Annotated in this window: 10 protein-coding genes; 2 read left to right on the top strand and 8 right to left on the bottom strand. The window is 42.0% G+C overall.

What is annotated here, in order from left to right; genetic code table 11:
• Window positions 1-14: 14 nt before the first annotated feature.
• Window positions 15-4,589 (bottom strand): glutamate synthase large subunit, encoded by a 4,575-nt coding sequence (gene gltB / locus LF822_RS10045; protein ID WP_253923894.1) that lies wholly within the window; start codon window positions 4,587-4,589, stop codon window positions 15-17.
• Between the two features lie 374 nt (window positions 4,590-4,963).
• On the opposite strand from gltB, the gene LF822_RS10040 reads away from it, so the two are divergent.
• Entirely contained in the window at window positions 4,964-6,022 is a 1,059-nt protein-coding gene (locus tag LF822_RS10040) for a DmpA family aminopeptidase (RefSeq protein WP_253923893.1), read from the top strand.
• A gap of 136 nt (window positions 6,023-6,158) precedes the next feature.
• Here the strand turns inward: LF822_RS10040 and LF822_RS10035 are convergent, their stop codons facing one another.
• The 5 genes from LF822_RS10035 to rpoN form a co-directional block, all read right to left on the bottom strand.
• Window positions 6,159-7,793, bottom strand: coding sequence for a high affinity choline transporter 1 (locus tag LF822_RS10035; protein WP_253923892.1), 1,635 nt, complete (start codon window positions 7,791-7,793; stop codon window positions 6,159-6,161).
• A 94-nt stretch (window positions 7,794-7,887) separates the two neighbouring features.
• Window positions 7,888-8,445, bottom strand: a complete 558-nt coding sequence (gene cudC, locus LF822_RS10030; protein WP_253923891.1) for a choline uptake/conversion transcriptional regulator CudC — start codon at window positions 8,443-8,445, stop codon at window positions 7,888-7,890.
• A gap of 901 nt (window positions 8,446-9,346) precedes the next feature.
• Window positions 9,347-10,222, bottom strand: a complete 876-nt coding sequence (locus LF822_RS10025; protein WP_253923890.1) for an EamA family transporter — start codon at window positions 10,220-10,222, stop codon at window positions 9,347-9,349.
• 261 nt (window positions 10,223-10,483) lie between these two features.
• A complete protein-coding gene (gene purU / locus LF822_RS10020; protein WP_253923889.1) occupies window positions 10,484-11,383 on the bottom strand; it encodes a formyltetrahydrofolate deformylase in 900 nt (299 codons plus the stop codon).
• Between the two features lie 33 nt (window positions 11,384-11,416).
• Window positions 11,417-12,676: an RNA polymerase factor sigma-54 gene (gene rpoN / locus LF822_RS10015; protein ID WP_253923888.1), complete on the bottom strand. Its 1,260-nt coding sequence runs from the start codon at window positions 12,674-12,676 to the stop codon at window positions 11,417-11,419.
• Window positions 12,677-12,915: 239 nt separating this feature from the next.
• Between rpoN and LF822_RS10010 the strand changes: the two genes are divergently transcribed.
• Complete coding sequence (locus LF822_RS10010) at window positions 12,916-14,130, top strand: NAD(P)/FAD-dependent oxidoreductase (protein ID WP_253923887.1); 1,215 nt, start codon at window positions 12,916-12,918, stop codon at window positions 14,128-14,130.
• Window positions 14,131-14,314: 184 nt separating this feature from the next.
• Here LF822_RS10010 and LF822_RS10005 read toward each other — a convergent pair whose 3' ends face one another.
• Both LF822_RS10005 and LF822_RS10000 read right to left on the bottom strand, forming a co-directional pair.
• Window positions 14,315-16,234, bottom strand: coding sequence for a glycoside hydrolase family 13 protein (locus tag LF822_RS10005; protein WP_253923886.1), 1,920 nt, complete (start codon window positions 16,232-16,234; stop codon window positions 14,315-14,317).
• 21 nt (window positions 16,235-16,255) lie between these two features.
• Window positions 16,256-18,694: a glycogen/starch/alpha-glucan phosphorylase gene (locus tag LF822_RS10000; RefSeq protein WP_253923885.1), complete on the bottom strand. Its 2,439-nt coding sequence runs from the start codon at window positions 18,692-18,694 to the stop codon at window positions 16,256-16,258.
• Window positions 18,695-18,705 lie beyond the last annotated feature (11 nt).

The raw sequence follows: 18,705 nt of genomic DNA, 5'->3' as shown, positions 1-18,705 counted from the left end.
CCTCCTGATGATTATTAAGCTTTTACCGGCTCTTTTGTTCCTTCTTCAAATGCCGTCATTTCTGCATCGAATTTATCTAAACCGCTCTCTTTCAGCACTTTAATTCTTTGCTGCATACGCAGATACGATTCTGGAATAACTCGTTTAAACTTAGGAAGCGTCTCTTCCCATTCATTTAAGATGCGTTGAGCCTTTGGACTCTTCGTATATTCCACGTGCTGTTGAATCATTTCATACAGCCCTGTGATCTCTTCATCCGCTTCTAATGGCTCAATTTGAACAAGCTCTTTGTTAATTTTCTTATCGAAGGTATCAGCCTCATCTAAAACATAGGCGACACCGCCGGACATTCCTGCTGCAAAATTGCGCCCGGTTTCTCCAAGGACCACTACGATCCCGCCTGTCATGTACTCACAGCCGTGATCCCCAACACCTTCGACTACAACTTCTGCTCCACTGTTACGAACACAGAAACGTTCTCCTGCAAGACCATTAACATATGCTTTACCGTCTGAAGCACCATAGAAGGAAACGTTACCGACAATAGTATTGTCTTCAGGCACAAAGGTAGATTTGCGTGACGGATGGACAATAATTTTACCGCCTGATAAACCTTTACCAACATAATCATTGGCGTCCCCGATTAATCGAAGTGTCATTCCTTTCGGGATAAAGGCTCCAAAGCTCTGTCCTGCAGATCCTTTAAAAGTTAAGTTTACTGCATCTTCAGCCAGCCCTTTTTCTCCGTAGCGGCGTGTAATTTCACTGCCTAAAATGGTTCCTGTCACACGGTGAATATTACGGATCGAACCGGTCCAGGAAACTTTTTCACCTTTCTCAAAGGCATCTTTACACATCGGCAGAAGTTCTTCTTTATCGATAGTTTTCTCTAAACCGTGATCTTGAGTTTTTGTAGCAAAACGACCTACACCTTCAGCTACTTCAGGCTTGTGAAGAAGAGCAGACAAATCGACTCCTTTGGCTTTCCAATGGTCAATGTCCTCTTTCGTCTCAAGCACATCCGTACGTCCGATCATTTCATTGATCGTTCTAAAGCCTAATTCAGCCATTATCTCTCGTGCTTCCTGCGCAACAAAGCGCATGAAGTTGGCTACGTGTTCAGGATCTCCTGCATATTTCTTTCGAAGCTCAGGGTCTTGAGTCGCAATTCCTACAGGACAAGTATTCAAATGACATACCCTCATCATGACACAGCCGAGTACCACAAGTGGAGCTGTAGAGAAACCATACTCCTCAGCACCTAATAAGGTAGCCACTACGACATCTCTTCCAGTCATCATCTTACCGTCCGTTTCTACAACGATACGATCACGCAGGCGGTTTAACAGCAGGGTCTGATGAGTTTCAGCCAGACCGATTTCCCAAGGAAGCCCTGTATGCTTCAAACTTGTTCTTGGAGCTGCACCTGTACCTCCATCGTAACCACTAATAAGCACAAGATCAGCACGGCCTTTTGCCACGCCGGCAGCAATTGTCCCAACCCCTACAGCAGAAACAAGCTTAACGCTGATTCTGGCTTGTGGGTTGGCATTCTTTAAATTGTGGATTAATTCCGCCAGATCCTCAATTGAATAAATATCGTGGTGCGGCGGTGGAGAGATAAGTTCTACGCCAGTCGTAGAACCACGTACTTCAGCAATCCACGGATACACTTTTTTACCAGGAAGGTGTCCGCCTTCTCCAGGTTTTGCCCCCTGGGCAATTTTAATTTGAATTTCATCTGCGTTAACTAGGTAGTGACTCGTTACACCAAACCGTCCGGATGCTACCTGCTTAATGGCGCTTCGGCGTGAATCCCCATTCTCCTCAGGGGTGAATCGATCAGGATCTTCTCCGCCTTCTCCTGTATTACTGCGGCCGCCGACACGGTTCATTGCAACTGCAAGTGCTTCGTGTGCCTCTTGACTGATAGATCCGTAAGACATTGCTCCTGTCTTGAAGCGGCGGCAGATATCTTCTACAGATTCAACTTCGTCAATTGGAATGGCACCGCGTTTCTTAAAGGAAATTAGACCCCGTAAGGACTGCAGGTTATTTGTCTCATCTGTCAGCATCTTAGAATAGGTTTGAAACAGTTTATAATCATTTATTCGACAGGCATGCTGAAGCGTGTGAATCGTTTTTGGATTATATTGATGGTCCTCTCCATTTGCACGGTACTGATAATCATCACCAGCATCGAGTGTTTTATAGCTCTTACGGTCATCACCATAAGCATTTGCATGTCTCATGAGCACTTCTTTTTCAATCATCTCCAGTTTAATCCCGCCAAGACGTGAAGCAGTTCTCGTGAAATAACGTTCGATGACTTCAGGGTGAATGCCGACAGCCTCAAAGATTTGAGCCCCTCTGTAACTTTGAATGGTTGAAATCCCCATCTTTGAAAGTACTTTAATAACCCCGTCTGTAACAGCATTAACATATCGGTTTACAGCTGTATCTAAAGAATCAACCTCTAGATCTCCTTTTTCAATTAAATCATGAAGAGATTCATACGCCAGGTATGGGTTGATCCCTTCTGCTCCGTATCCGAGCAGGGTAGCGAAATGGTGCACCTCACGAGGCTCACCTGACTCCAGAAGGATACTTACTTTCGTTCTTGTACCTTGACGGATCAGATGATGGTGGAGCCCGGAAACAGCCAGCAGAGCAGGGATTGCGGCATTTTGACTATTTACTCCGCGGTCAGAAAGTATCAATAATGTCGTGCCTTTATTAACTTCTTCATCTGCTTTTGCGAAAAGCTCTTCCAATGCAGCTTCCATTGAATTCTCTTTCGCTTCAAACAAAATAGATAAAGTTTGAGATTTAAACCCTTCTATATCCTGATGTCTTAACGATTCCAACTGGTCGTTACGCAGCACAGGACTTTTCAGACGGATCTTTCTACAGCTTTCCGGCTGTGGATCCACAAGGTTCCCTTCTGCACCAATTGTCGTCTCCACCATCGTTATAATCTTCTCACGAATAGCATCAATCGGCGGATTGGTTACTTGGGCAAACAGCTGTTTAAAATAGCTGTACAGCAGCTGTGGTTTTTTCGAAAGCACAGCAAGTGGTGAATCATACCCCATTGATCCCACCGGGTCTTTGCCATCAGAAACGAGCGGCTTCAAAATTTTATTTAATTCTTCTGTTGTATAACCAAATGCCAGTTGATTGTCTAATAAGTTCTCAACAGACTTCTCACTGACGCCAGCTTTTGGCAGGTCTTCAAGGTCCATCTTATACTCTTTCAGCCATTCTCCATAAGGCTCTTGTTCAGCAATCTCAAGCTTAATTTCCTCATCAGGAATGATTTCTCCCTTTTCAAGGTCGACTAAGAGCATTTTTCCAGGGTGAAGACGATCTTTATATAAAATATCGTCCGCAAAAATATCTAAAGCCCCTACTTCAGAACCAAGCACAATCATACCATCTTTAGTTACATAGTAACGGGCAGGACGCAGGCCATTACGGTCAAGACACGCACCCACCCGCTTACCATCTGTATAGGCTAAAGCAGCTGGGCCATCCCATGGCTCCATAAGACAGCTGTGATATTCATAGAAATCTTTCTTCTTCGGATGAATGGAATCATCGTTAGACCAAGGTTCAGGAACCATCATCATTGCGGTATGCGCTAAAGAGCGGCCTGATAAGTAGAGGAATTCAAAAGCGTTGTCGAACATAGAGGAGTCACTGCCATTGGAATCGATAACAGGTAAGATCTTCTGTAAGTCTTCATCACTGAAATGTTCAGATTCGCAAAGCTCCTGCCTCGCTCTCATCCAGTTTACATTTCCTCTAAGTGTATTGAATTCTCCATTATGAATGGTGTATCTGTTAGGGTGCGAACGTTTCCAGCTCGGGAATGTATTTGTACTAAAACGGGAATGGACTAATGCAAGTGCTGTCTTAAAGTCCGGGTGATTTAAGTCGATATAAAAAGAGTCGAGCTGTTCCGGAATAAGCATCCCTTTATAAACAATAGTGCTTGAGGATAAGCTGCTGAGGTAAAAATCATCGTAGCCTTCCATACCGGCAATTTCGATCTCAGCACGCTTACGAATAACATACAAACGGCGTTCAAGAGCCATCCGATCCTTAATATCTTTAGAAGGAGCAATAAAAGCCTGACGGATAAACGGCTTTGTTTTCTTAGCATCGTTACCTACAAATGAATCATTGATAGGAACTGTGCGCCAGCCAAGAAAGCTCTGACCTTCTTCTTTAACAATTCTTTCAAATATCTTTTTACATTCCATGCGGCTCTCATGATCTTCCGGCAGGAATACCATGGCAACCCCGTACTCCCCTTCAGGCGGGAGTTCTATATCTTCCTTTTCACATTGTTTCTCAAAAAAGTAATGTGGGATCTGGGTTAGGATCCCCGCCCCATCTCCGGTGCTTATGTCAGCAGCCTGGCCTCCACGGTGCTCGAGGTTACAAAGAATTGTAATCGCGTTTTCAACAATGCTATGTGATTTTGTTCCATTAATATTAGCAAGCATTCCGATTCCACAAGCTTCGTGTTCATTCTCAGGATGATACAAACCTTGAGGAATTGGATATCCATTTTTTTGCATAGTGGTTCCCCCTCATCTACTTATTCTTGAAGTCTGCAAGCAAAAGTGACAAAATTCTGTTTTTTCAGTTTCATACTAGTATAGCATGATGAAAATGACATTTCACTCTTGAACTGTGATTGTGTAGGCATTTGGAGTTTATTTTCAGATAATTCAGTTAAATAAAAAAGTGCGGAAAATCCCTGAAATGAATGGAGTTTACTAAAAATGAATTTCATATGAAAGCGCAAACAAATTTTATTGAAAAAAATTTATATTGAAAGATTTTCTCACAATATTCTTCATAAATATTCCATTTTATACACGATATACGGTAGTTTCTGTATAACTAATCATAATTATGCAAAAATGAATAGAAGGAGGAATTAGTGTACATGAGTTATAAAAAACGAACGAGGGATTACGGGGTCATTATCGGGGAACTGCCTACCGGAAAACAAAACTTAATTACAGACGTTGATGGAGTCACCGTGGGGCAGGTTACATTAGACGATGGTGAAATTCAAACAGGAGTCAGTGCCATCCTTCCCCATCAAGGAAATCTTTTTCAGGAAAAAGTAATGGGCGCCAGTCATATTATTAACGGTTTTGGCAAAACCATAGGCACGGTACAATTAGATGAATTAGGTACAATTGAAGCACCGATTGTATTAACCAATACCCTGAGTGTCGGAACTGCAGCCAGTGCTGTCATTGATTACACTCTGCAAAACAACGAAGAAGTCGGACGCACAACAGGAACAGTCAATCCTGTTGCAGGTGAATGCAACGATATGGTGCTGAATGATATCAGGAAACAGTCAATTACAAAGCGGCACGTGTTATCGGCCATCAAGAATGCATCCTCCCATTTTGAAGAAGGATCAGTCGGCGCAGGAAGAGGAATGCTTTGTTACTCGTTAAAAGGCGGAGTAGGCTCATCTTCCAGATTAATAGAATTACCACACGGGACGTATACATTAGGGGTTTATGCAGTATCGAACTTCGGCACTCTCAAGGACTTGACTATAAACGGCAGGGCTGTTGGCCGAACGTTAACTTCTATATTAAAAGAGAAAAGAGAATCAGAAAAAGGTTCCATCATGCTGATAGCTGCCACTGATTTACCCCTTACAGAGCGTCAGCTAAAACGAATTCTTAAAAGAAGTGTGGTGGGTCTGACCAGAACAGGCAGCATCATCTCAAATGGAAGCGGAGATATCGTTATCGGCTTTTCAACCGCAGTCAGGATTCCCCATGAACACCCGGATTCGTTACTTCATTTTTCCTGCCTGCATGAAGAAGACATGGACCTGGCTTTTAGAGCTATTGGCGAAGCTTCTGAGGAAGCAGTACTCAACTCTCTCTTTACAGCCACCCATATAATAGGAAGAAATCAACATGATAGACCGACACTATCAGCCTTATTAGAAAAATATGAAATCAATCTTTGAAAACTTCTAAAAAGAGGTCAGCCCTTCTTAGAGCTGACCTCTGAGCTTTTTATAAAGTTGTAGAAATTACGAAAGGATTAAGAATTGCTTTGTTCGTTCAACAGACGGTAGAAATATTTACCATAACCGATATGAATCAAGACGCTTCTTTCTCTGAAGGAAGAAGCAGTGGTTTTGGTTTACATTTATTTTTAGTAAGCTCCGATACTGCAAAAATTAGAATAAACGCAGCAATACAAGATAATGTTCTAAATGGAAACAAAACTATTCCGTCTGGATCGATCATTGGATATGGAAGAAAAGCGGGCAGCCCTAAAGCAGGCTCTCCTCCACCTAATCGAAGGAATAAAGCCACAGAGAACCCTGCAATCGATCCATATAAATTCGCATTTTTATAAAACAATGCCATCGTCAGCTGTGGAAATAGAATGGTATAAACTAAATCTGAAGCTAAATACCAAAGAGTATAAACACTTTGTACGTTAAGCGCAATAACCATAGCGCCGACCCCGACAATAATGATCGTGCGTTTAATGACTTTCTTTAGTTTATCCTGACTCGCTTTAGGATTGATCAATGGCCGGTAGATATTCCAGGATGCCATGGAAGATGCCGACAAAATGGAGGAATCCATTGATGACATCACAGCCGCAGCAAGTGCACCAAGACCAATGGCCGAAACTATTTCAGGTGTTAAATACCTTAACACGTGCGGTAGTACAACTGAGGCATTGTCAGGAGATGGCAGTCCCATTCCCGCCCAGTCAATGTTATAGCCGACCACTCCGATAATAACTGCTGGAATTGCAGCAATAATACAAATTACACCAGCAGTAATAGACAGCCACATCGCTGTTTTTTCATCTTTAGCTGAAAGAACTCTTTGGAAATAAACCTGCCATGCTATACCACCAAAAATAAGCAGTAACGCATAGTCTATCCAATTCCAATAATAATCGCCCCAGTCCGGATGGTTCCAACCATCCAGCGGCGGAAACAAGTTAGAGAATGTGCCCATTTCTGACGAATAACTCCCCCATGCGGATTCCAGACCTCCTACATGACCAAGTGTGAAAGGAATAACAAGCATTAATCCTATAAGGAGAACGGCCATTTGGAATACATCTGTGTAAGCCACGGCCCACATTCCACCTGCAACCGTATAAGCAATAGCTATAACACCAGATAAAATAATGGAAGTAGTAAAATCAATATTTAATATGGTACCAAACGTTGTTCCTAATGCTGTAAGAATGGCCGCACTCCAGAACATTTCACCTAATAAAGCGGGAATGTAAAGTATACCTGCCATTTTCTTGCCAAAACGTTGATGGAGAGGGTCAAGAATCGTCATAAACTCGTAGCGGCGCATTTTTCTAGCGTAAAAAATACCACCGATAATTAAACTGAGAGCATACCCCCACGGAGCCTGCGCCCAAACTAAACCATCACTGTAGGTGAACTCTGCGGTTCCATTTATATAACCACCACCTACCCAGGTAGCAGCCATTGTGAACATTGCGACACCAAGGGGGATGCTGCGCTTGGCAACCATCATATCTGAGAGGGAATTTGATTTTTTCGTAGCGTAGTAAGCTCCAACGTAATAAACGAGAGCGTAAAAAACAATCATAGCAATGAATCCACCCCAATGGATGTTTTCATTGGTAGCAAAAAGGTAAATCAAAAATATCGCGACAAAAGTACCGAGTAGTAATGATGTTGCATTCTTTTTTAAGAATGACTGACTGTGATTAGACTTTTCTGACATCGACTTCACTCCTGTTTTCTGAATATTCTGTATTTTATAAAAGGCGGACGTCTCCCAAAAAATAACCAACAGTTATTTTGGGAGAGGTGTTATTCTATTTTTCTTCGTCTTCTATAGGGAGAACATCAAATATTTCTCCACTTTCAATAGAGGACACTAATTTTTGAAGCCAGTGATAATAAGGCTTAGAAGCTTCCATTTGACGATCAATGAGGACAGCCTCATTTTTTAAAACCTCGTCAACTTCTGGATCCTCGATCAATTCATTAAGCTCCTGCTGCGCTTTATGAATCGCACCTAAATTAATTTTTGCTTCTCTTATCCACATTTTTGAGAAAAAATTAGCGAAAAATTGAAAGAAATCTTTTTCTGCTACGAAAGTCTGTCTGCGGGTGCCCTTACGGAACGTTTGTTTAACAATGTTATAATCCTGAAGCTTCTTTACACCTGTACTCATACTAGGTTTGCTCATTCCAAGCTTCTCCCGCATTTCATCAAGAGTCATATCCTCTTCAAAATACATGGTTCCGTACAGATTACCTGCACTCCGGGTTACTCCATACAAATCCATCGTTTCAGCAATGGAATCAATAACCAATGACTTGGCATTCTCTATAGAAGCCCTTGCCTGGTCTTCATGTTGGTTCGACATTTACGACCTCCTCCAAACCAAACTTATTAATTTTGTTAATTTTTTTCTTTACAAACTTATCTTAACGAATAATCTCAGCTTGTCAAAAAATAAAAAAGTTTAAACCTGTGCTCCCGCCTATCGTGACATAGGTTGAGCTAAAATTAAATTTTTTTCTGCTTTGACAAGATTTTTTTAAGCTGATATCGTAAATATCGTTAAAAACGTTAAATATTTTGTTAACAAAATTAACGATTTTCGCAATTAAAAGCAAAAAGTAAAAATGTACATTATTGGCACATAGGGAAATGCCACTTACAATCAAGATGCGGCAGAGCAGAAACTACATCTTACGGTAATATTAGTAATAAAAAGGTATTTTTGATATATTCACAGCTGCACTAGCTAAACACGCAATCCGCATCGTTTGCTGAAGACACCCATACCTGTCCACTTATTTCAGCCGAACACCTTACGAAAGTTATGTAGAGATTGAGCAAAAAGAAGAGGTCCTCCGAACGGAAGCACTTGGGCTTCAAGGCGGCTTCTTCTATTTACCAAGGACCTTTATGCGGCGTAATCTGATGGTGCACGAGGAAGTATGGAGTTTCGTAAGAAGTTTACTGCAAAGGAGGAGGCTGAATCACTTGCTAACGATACTATCTATGGTTTGGCTGATGCTGTTTGATCAAGGGACCTCAAAAAAACCACGTTCGTAGCATTTAATCTGTGCCTTAATGATTTCCACCCATACTTTGTACAGGCATAGTGTCAATTGACGGGCATGTAACAGCTTTGAAGGGATCGGTGCATTTGCTCGCGGTGTCTAGGGCCAGGCTCCCCCTTTTACATATAAAAACCTACCCCTGACCATTTAAGGTCTCGGGGTAGGTTTTCTTGTCGATATTTCCCGGGAAATGATTTAAGCAGCTTTTGGATAAGTTTTTTTATGAGGGACAGATAGAATAGTTAACCCACTAAAAATCAACGCTATTCCAGCCCATGATAATAACGAAAACATTTCACCAACTACAAATACTCCCAGAATAGCTGCAGTTAACGGTTCTGCGAGCGAAAGAGAAACCGCTGTTGAACCTTGAAGCTGAACTAACCCTTTTGAGAACAGGAGATACGCGGCCCCTGTTGCCAGAACACCCAGGTGGAGGCTTACCAATACCCCATTTAGGTTAAGTAACCAGCTGCTGTCAAATAAAAATAGAAAAGGAGCGAGTAACACTGCACTTATTAAAAAAACAACCGCCGATACGGAAACCGGCGATTCATTTTTAACCAGCTTTTCACTTAATAACGTGTAGCCCGCAAATGACAGTCCTGCACCTAAGGCAAATAGTATTCCGAGCGGGTGAATAACAACATCTTCACTATTTACAAACAACAGCAGGCACCCAAGAATAGAAAGACTTGTAGCGCTCCACCATTTCCAGGATTTATTTCTTTTCATAATCAGCCAGTCTATAGCTCCTGCCATAATAGGCGCGCTTCCAATACCTACAACAGTACCTACAGCCACCCCTGTCATACTTACCGCAGAAAAGAAAAACGGCTGATAGCAGGCCATACAAACAGCTGCACATGCTACATATTTTTTTGGTAATCCTTTAAAGGAAAACTTTCTCAGGGAAACAGCCACCGCAAACAAAAACACCCCGCCTACTGCTAATCGCATAGCGCCTACCGATATGGGGTGGCTGTTCTGCAGGAAGGTTTGTGCGGTCCCTGTAGTTCCCCACAGTGAGGCTGAAAGGAGAACCATAAAAAAAGGAGTTTTACTTGTCAAACTACCACCTCGCATTTATTCAGTAACTATGGCGTCTGGTTCTATCGAACGTAAGAAATACAAGTAATTGTCTCACTCTCTTAAAGCTCCGTTTTCTTTATATACACGGATTGAATGAGAATAATAGGCGGTTCGTTTCACACCATCCCTTTTTCCAACCAAATGCGGCGGGAGTGTTTTATTGCAGACTTTCCGGCCGCTGGACAAATATTAAATGGCTGCAAAATCAGTTGTTCATAGTAAATGGAGCATAGCTGTTGTTTAAAATACAATCGTTTTATTCTCGTGAACTATCAAACGATCTTCCAGATCCCATTTCACCCCACGTGCCAATACAGTACGTTCCACAGACCGCCCCATTTTCTTAAGGTCTTCTACACTGTCCCTGTGATCAACCCTGACAATATCCTGTTCTATAATCGGCCCTTCATCCAAATCGTTAGTTACGTAATGGGAGGTAGCTCCAATGAGCTTTACTCCGCGGTCGTAGGCTCTCTGATGAGGATTAGCTCCAATAAACGCCGGAAGAAAAGAATGATGAATGTTGATAATCTGACAAGGAAAAGCGGCGACAAAATCCGGCGTAAGAATTTGCATATAGCGTGCAAGAACAATTAAATCTATCTCATATTCTTTAAGCAGTGAAAGCTGCTTTTCCTCGACCTGCTTACGGATATTTTTATTAGAGGGAATATGGAAAAATGGAAGCCCGAATGACTCGACCAGCTCCTTACAATCTTCATGGTTACTTACAACCATCTTAATATCAGCCAGCAGATCTCCACTTTGCCACTCTAAAAGCAATTCACGTAAACAATGAAGCTCTTTAGATGCAAAGACAGCCGTTTTCTTTACGTTATAGGCCCCTTTAAGCGACCATTCCATTTCAAATGACTGGGCGATGACTGCAAAGTTTTTCTTAACATCTTCTTCTGCTGCAGGTAGTTTAGGCGATTCAAATTCAATTCTCATAAAAAACTTTCCGTCCTGGGGATCGGTTGTATATTGATTGGATTCAATAATATTTGCCTCATTCTCATGCAGGAATCGGGTAACCGCTGAAACTATACCCGGCTGATCTGGACATTTAATGAGGAGACGCCCCGTATGTTTGTGCTTTTCTTTGTAAGCTTGAATTTGTTCTTGTGGATATGATTTCATGATGATACTCCTTTTCTGCCTTTTCGAAGGGCTTTACGTTAATTTTCTTTTAAAAGAGGAAGGGATATTTAACCCTACTCTGTATTTTGTCACCGTGCGGCGGGACACTGCAATATGATACTTTTGTTGAAGCTCATTCGCAATACTTTGATCTGAATCTGGTTTTCGTTTATCTTCCTCCTCTATGAGCTTTTCAATTAATTCTTTGACATATTGAGACGAAACTAAAGTTCCTCCGTTCCCTTCAAGACTTGATGTAAAAAATTGATCCAAGCGGAAAATGCCTTTTGGGCTTTTCACAAATTTATCAGTAAGCGTGCGGCTTACCGTAGATTCGTGCATACCAGTTTCTTCTGCAATCTGCTTTAAAGTTAATGGAGCAAAAGGCCCCTTCTCTTCTGCTTCTAGATAGGTTGTCTGCTTATCTAGAACCGCTCGAGCCACCTGCAGCATCGTCTGTTTACGATTATCAATACTGCGCAGGAGCCAGGAAGCTCTCTGATAACATTTCTTTAGAAACTCTTCCCCTTCTTTATCTACTTTTTGATTGTATGGAGTAATATATACGCTTGGTTCATCCAGCTGGTTTAATGTAACTTTAAAGCTTCCGCTGTCATATTCCAGTAAGAAGTCGGGCACAATGTACGAATTAGGATCAAGCTGTGCCAGCAAAGGACGTGGCTGCAACTCCTTTAAATAATCAATGGATGATTGGACATCTTTTATGTTTAATGACAGCTTCTCTGCCAACTCTTCGATGTGACCGGCTGCGACTTCAGGGAGATAACGTTCGATAAGCAGCTTCGTCACCCTTGATTTGTGGTCATCTTCCTTAATCTGCAGGAGCAGAAAATCTTTAAAGTCATAGGCGCCGGTGCCGCGAGGTTCAAGTTCAATTAAATACTTACGCAATACTTTTACTTTTCGCTCCTGCAGTTGAAATAATTCAGCAAGGTCTTCATCGTTGTAAGGGAGAAATCCTTGATCATCCAACCTTTCAATAAACCCTTTAAGACAACTTCGGTCAGAGGGGGTTAATGGTAACACACCTGCTTGTTCGATTAGAGATTGACGCCAGCCCTTAACTGCTTCTGGAAATTGGTCAACTGTATAATCGTGCGCTGAAGGAGATTTCCTGCTTGTATCCATCTCCAAAAGAGGATTTTCCATCACCTGTTCATTTATAAATTCGATGATTTCCTGTTGAGAATATTGCAGTAGAGATATAGCTTGACGAAGCTCTTTAGTCATATTCAACTGAGTGGTCTGCTTCTGTTGTAAGCCAAGCTTCACATTGTCCCTCCTCCACCTGTGCGTTATTTATATTTTCCTTGATATGACATTATTTTTCAAGAATGTTCCCTATGAGAGTAGAGAATAGCTTGTCATAAAGCAAACCTTTTATTCTTCCTAATGGTTATGATTACAACATTACTATCAGTCATTGTTATAATAGGAGAGTATATCAAATTCAAACACGAAACCATCGTCTCGTGTCATGGATTGCAATTCTTAGGAAAGGTGGATGTCAAATGAATGCGAACAAACCAAAGATTTTAGTCCTGGGTGCAGGCTATGCAGGAATGATGACAACAAAAAGACTCTCTCAGCAGCTTAGACCTGATGAGGCAGACATCACGTTGGTAAATAAACATAATTATCATTATTTAACCACGTGGCTTCACGAAGTGGCAGCAGGTACTGCTACGCCAAACAGTTCGAGAGTCATGATTAGTGATGTTATCAATACAAAGCGGGTTCAGCTGCATTTTGATTCTGTTGTGAAAATAAATAAAGACGAAAAACGAGTGTTACTGGAAAATGGTGAGCTCAGCTACGATTACCTCGTTATTGCTTTAGGTTTTGAAACAGCGACCTTTGGCATTCCCGGTATAAAAGAACACGCACTTAAAATTGAGAACATTAACAGCAGCCGTCATATTCGGGATCACATTGAATTCCAATTTGCCCGTTACAGCAGCGGGGCGGAAAAAAGTGAAGATGCCCTTACTATTCTTGTTGGGGGAGCAGGCTTTACTGGTATCGAATTTGTCGGTGAGCTTGCTAAACGTGTTCCTGAATTGTGCATAGAATATAATATTGAACGTGAAAAAGTACGGATTATTAACGTAGAAGCAGCCCCAGCCATTTTACCTGGATTTGAAGATGACTTAGTGGAGTACGCTCAAAAATCCCTTGAAGAGCGAGGCATCGAGTTTAGAATCGGAGCTAAAATCCAGGAGTGTACGGAGGAAGGCTTTATCATTGGGGACGATCATGAAGTAATTAAGGCCGGCACAGTCGTATGGACCGGAGGTGTACAAGCCAGTCCAGTAGTGAAAGACTCCGGCTTTGAACTAGTGAAAGGAAAAGTTAACGTGGACCATGACCTGCGAGTACCTGGCCATGATCATATTTTTATAATCGGAGACTGTTCCTGGGTGATGGATAAGGAAAACGACCGCCCTTATCCGGCAAATGCTCAAAGTGCCATTCAAGAAGCTGAAACTTGTGCTTCAAACGTGAAAGCCTTGTTGAGAAATGAAGAGCTGCAGGATTTCGCATTTGATTATAAAGGAACAGTGGCTTCCCTGGGAGGCAGCGATGCCATGGGTACCATTCTTGACGACAAGAAGCTTTACGGTATAAAAGCAAAAGCGATGAAGAATATCATTGATGACCGCTATTTATATTTAGTGGGCGGACCAAAGCTGGTTCTTAAGAAAGGAAAAGTTAAATTAACTTAAATGCAGAGAGGAGATCTTCTTATGAAGAATTTCTTTTGGCTGATCACTTTAGTTTCATTAAGCGCAACTGTATTGTATACAGCTGTCTGCCGTGTAAATGAGGCCAACAGAGACTTTAGATAATAAAACACAGAAAAGTCAGCTCCTTATACATTGAGCTGACTTTTTATTTACGCCCATTTTCTTAATGCATGTGACGAAGCAGAAAACATTCAGAAGGCTGGAGCTTTAACGTAAGCTGATCATTTTTCGTTTGAAAAATCCTTCGCTTATTGTCCAGATGCTGCCATTTCCCTTTGCGGGCGGATATATTAATTTCTATTTCTTCATCAATATTCCGGTTCATGAGAAAAATGATGTGTTCATCATTCGCTTCTTCACCAAAAGAATCAACACCGTTATCTGTCCAGCGTTCAAAAGCAAATACATCCTCATGCAATGCGTGCGGTACCCAATTACCTGTTCGGAGCGCCTGGTGCTCTTTACGCCACAACCCAATGTTCTTGTACCATGTCATAAGCTCTTCTTCTTCTCTCCCCCACGGGTAAGGCTTGCGATTATCAGGATCTCCGCCTCCAGTAAGACCTGCCTCATCTCCATAATACAAAGAAGGAACGCCGGGAAAGGCATAAAGCCAGAGACTAAGCGCTTTTACTTGAGCCTGCACGATCCCGTCTCTTTGGTCTTCATTGATCTCTTCCGGAAGGAATCCGTCCAGCATTGTTTTTATTCTTTCCACATCATGACTCGACAGCATATTCATTAATGCATAGAAGTAAGGCTTAGGGTAATGCTCACTTAAAGTTAACAACCTGCGCTTTACGTAGTAAGCATCAACCTCTCCCTTCATAAAATGAAGCATAAGCTCTCTAAGGGGATAATTCATAACGGAATCAAGAACTCCACCTAAAAAATAATCTCTTCTTTGTCCGTATGCCGATTTATTCGACGCATCTTCCCAGACTTCCCCGATCAGGACACTATCTTTGTCTTCTTTCTTTAACTGCTGATAAATCTGCCTGATAAGATCATCTGTTAATTCGTCGGCAACATCTAACCGCCAATGATTTAATCCAGACTGCTGCCAGGTTTTAATCACGCTGTTTTCATCGTGTATTAAGAAATGCTGATAGCTCTCCTCTTCCTTATTTAACGTCGGCAGAGTTCCTACTCCCCACCAGGCTTCATATTCATCTGGATGATTATGAAACTTATACCATGAATAATAAGGAGAATCCTTAGATTGATAGGCTCCGACTGAGTCATATTCGTCCCGCTGATTGAAGTATATACTGTTGCTGCCGGTATGACTGAAGACACCATCAAGCATAATTTCCATTCCACGCTCTTTCGCTTTCTTGATTAATTGCTCGAAGTCATCTTTTGTACCTAAGAGTGGATCTATACTGTGGTAATCGCCGGTGTCATAGCGGTGGTTGCTCTCTGCTTCGAAGATCGGATTTAAGTAGATTACTGTAACGCCCAGTGACTGAATATAATCGAGCTTTTTTTCAATTCCTTCTAAATTCCCTCCAAAGAAATCCCAGCGAACCACACCGCCGTCTTCGTCTCTAATGTAATAGGGATCATTTTCCCAATGAGTGTGCATTAAGCTTGTCTTTGGAGCCTTCTTTAGGTCCGGTTCACCTTCCCGGTAAAAGCGGTCAGGAAAGATTTGATACATCGTAGCATGTTTCCACCAGCTTGGTGTATCAAAGCTTGCATCATAAACAGTTATCTGCCAGGATGGCGGGACTTGTTCGTAAACAACTCCATCTCCGCTCTCTTCAATGTTTACACGACCGTAAAAGTATGTGGCTTCTGTTGTGATGACCTCGAAATAATACCAGACCAACTGTGGTTCTTCAGGCATTTCCACCACACATTCAAACGAATTGTACTGGTGTTCCTCACTATAAAGGTCCATAATCTTCGTGTGCTCTTGATCCGATTTGTCTAAGATGTAATGAAGAACAACGCGTGACACATTTATCCGGCTGTGAACATCGATTGTTAGTGTAACGTTAGAACCTCTTGGAACTGCTCCAAAAGGTTCTCTATACTTTGTTTCGAAACTGTTATGATTCATATCCAGTTGTCTCACAAGAAGTCCTCCCTCTACGTCTTATTTCAGTATTCCGGTAGGCTGAATCTTCCAAATATCGGAGGCATATTCCTGTATCGTCCGATCGCTTGAAAATTTACCGGAACGTGCAATATTAATCAAACTCTTCTTATTCCACAGCTGTACATCCTTGTAATCTTTACCGATTCTAGCCTGCGTATCAATGTAGCTTGCAAAATCCTTTAAGACAAAGTATTCATCGTTAAAGGTTATTAGATTATCGTAAATATCCTGAAATTCAGTTTCACCTTTGGAAAATGGGCTGTAGTGAACAAGCTGATCCAGTGTATGTCTAACCCTGTCATCCTGCTCATATACCCCGCGCGAAGAATAGTGGCCATTCCTGTAATACTCAAGCACTTCATCCGCACTTAAACCAAATGTATAAATATAATCGTCACCTACCAGCTCATGGATCTCAACATTTGCTCCATCCATCGTGCCCAGGGTGAGTGCCCCATTCATCATAAACTTCATATTACCTGTGCCTGAAGCCTCTTTGCCTGCAGTAGAAATCTGCTCACTGATGTTGGCCGCAGGAATAATCTTTTCTGCCAGCGATACAGAGTAATTAGGCAGGAAGACGACCTTAATATGCTCATTCACAACAGGATCGTTGTTCACAACCTCAGCGACCGTATGAATGAGTTTAATAACTTTTTTAGCAAAATGATAGCTGGGTGCTGCTTTTGCTCCAAATATGAACGTTCGAGGTGTCATTTTATAACGGCGGTCCGTTTTTAATTGATTATATAAGTGCATAATATGCAAAGCATTCAACAACTGCCGTTTATAGCCGTGGAGACGTTTGATCTGTACGTCAAAAATCGAATCAGGGTCTATTTGTACTCCTGTATACCCTCTAATAAAATCAGCTAACTCATTCTTCTTCTTCTGCTTAATTCCATTGATCTCCTTAAGAAACGCACGGTCACTCTTATATTGCATAAGATCCTCTAAGCGATCCGGCTCTTCTATCCATGTATCACCGATCGCTTCTGTAATTAAGTTAGATAAAGGCTCGTTCGCATGCAGCAGCCATCGCCTATGGGTAATACCATTGGTTTTATTATTAAAACGTTCAGGAAACGTGTCATAAAAGATTTTCATTTCTCTTTTCTTTAAGATGTCTGTATGAAGCTTTGCCACACCATTGATACTATGACTCCCAACAATAGATAAGTGAGCCATTTTCACATACCCGTCAGCTACTATGGCGAGGCTGGCAATTCGATCAAAATCTCCAGGGTGCTTCTCCCAGAGGGACTGACAGAACCGTTCATTAATCTCATCAATAATCATATAAATACGGGGCAGCAGAGTTCGTACAAGCCCTACCGGCCATGTTTCTAAAGCTTCACTAAGTGTCGTATGGTTCGTATAGGAAACAGAAGACTGAGTGATTTCCCATGCTTCTTCCCAACCCAAACCTTTCTCATCCATAAGCACGCGCATTAATTCGGGGATAACGAGGGCAGGATGGGTATCATTGATGTGTAAGGCGGCATGGTCCCGAAAAGATGATAAAGGCAGGTTTAATCTTTCAAAATTACGGAGGGCACTTTGAACCCCGGCAGACACTAGAAAATACTCTTGTTTTAAACGAAGTCTTCTACCATCCTCATGAGAATCATCAGGATAAAGGAATTCTGAAATCTCTTCTAAAGAACGTTTATGCTCAAGAAAATTGTTGAAATCTTCATCTTTAGAGGCTTTTACTAAAGTGTCATGATCAGTTGCCTCTGCGGACCAAAGTCGAAGAGTATTAACTGTGTCATTCCCGTATCCGACAACCGGAACATCATACGGAATCGCCCGTACCTGCTCGTAGTTATTATGACGGCATTTAAGGCTTCCATCAGACGTTCTTACCATATCCACCTCTCCGCCAAAGCGTACTTCCACCCCTTCATCCGGCCGGCGAACCTCCCAAACGTACTCTTGTGTTAACCAGCGGTCGGGCAGTTCCACCTGGTAGCCGTCGATAATTCTTTGGTCGAACATGCCGTATTTGTATCGAATGCCGTACCCATGTCCAGCGTATCCTAAGGAAGCCAGTGAATCTAAGAAACAAGCTGCCAGCCGGCCCAGACCTCCATTACCTAAACCTGCGTCATTCTCGATCTCTTCAAGCTCCCCTAAAGAAAAGCCAAGCTCTTTCATCCCTTCTCTTACGAGGGAAAGCAATTGCATGTTTAATAGATTATTACCAAGCAAACGTCCAATTAAGAATTCCATAGAAAAGTAGTACACTTGCTTTTCCTTGCTTTCCTCATAATGTCTTGCCGTTTTCAGCCAATTTCTGTTCATCTCATCCTTGACCAAAGAACCAAGGGCCCGGTAAGCATCAGCCTCTGTGGCCGAATCTACTTTTTTCCCCAAATCAGTTTGCATTTTCTCAGAAAAAGCCTGCTTGAATTCCTCTTTATTGCTGAACATAGGGTGTCCTC

Source organism: Halobacillus sp. A5, assembly GCF_024189315.1.
Lineage (GTDB): Bacteria > Bacillota > Bacilli > Bacillales > Halobacillaceae > Halobacillus_A.
The sequence above is the reverse complement of the archived record's forward strand: the minus strand, read 5'-3'. Positions and strand labels throughout refer to the sequence as shown.

What these genes read in the sequence shown, in the direction of transcription:
- gltB (WP_253923894.1), bottom strand. Translation starts at nt 4,589, where the DNA reads ATGCAAAAAAATGGATATCCAATTCCTCAAGGTTTGTATCATCCTGAG.
- LF822_RS10010 (WP_253923887.1), top strand. Translation starts at nt 12,916, where the DNA reads ATGAATGCGAACAAACCAAAGATTTTAGTCCTGGGTGCAGGCTATGCA.
- cudC (WP_253923891.1), bottom strand. Translation starts at nt 8,445, where the DNA reads ATGTCGAACCAACATGAAGACCAGGCAAGGGCTTCTATAGAGAATGCC.
- LF822_RS10035 (WP_253923892.1), bottom strand. Translation starts at nt 7,793, where the DNA reads ATGTCAGAAAAGTCTAATCACAGTCAGTCATTCTTAAAAAAGAATGCA.
- LF822_RS10040 (WP_253923893.1), top strand. Translation starts at nt 4,964, where the DNA reads ATGAGTTATAAAAAACGAACGAGGGATTACGGGGTCATTATCGGGGAA.
- LF822_RS10000 (WP_253923885.1), bottom strand. Translation starts at nt 18,694, where the DNA reads ATGTTCAGCAATAAAGAGGAATTCAAGCAGGCTTTTTCTGAGAAAATG.
- purU (WP_253923889.1), bottom strand. Translation starts at nt 11,383, where the DNA reads ATGAAATCATATCCACAAGAACAAATTCAAGCTTACAAAGAAAAGCAC.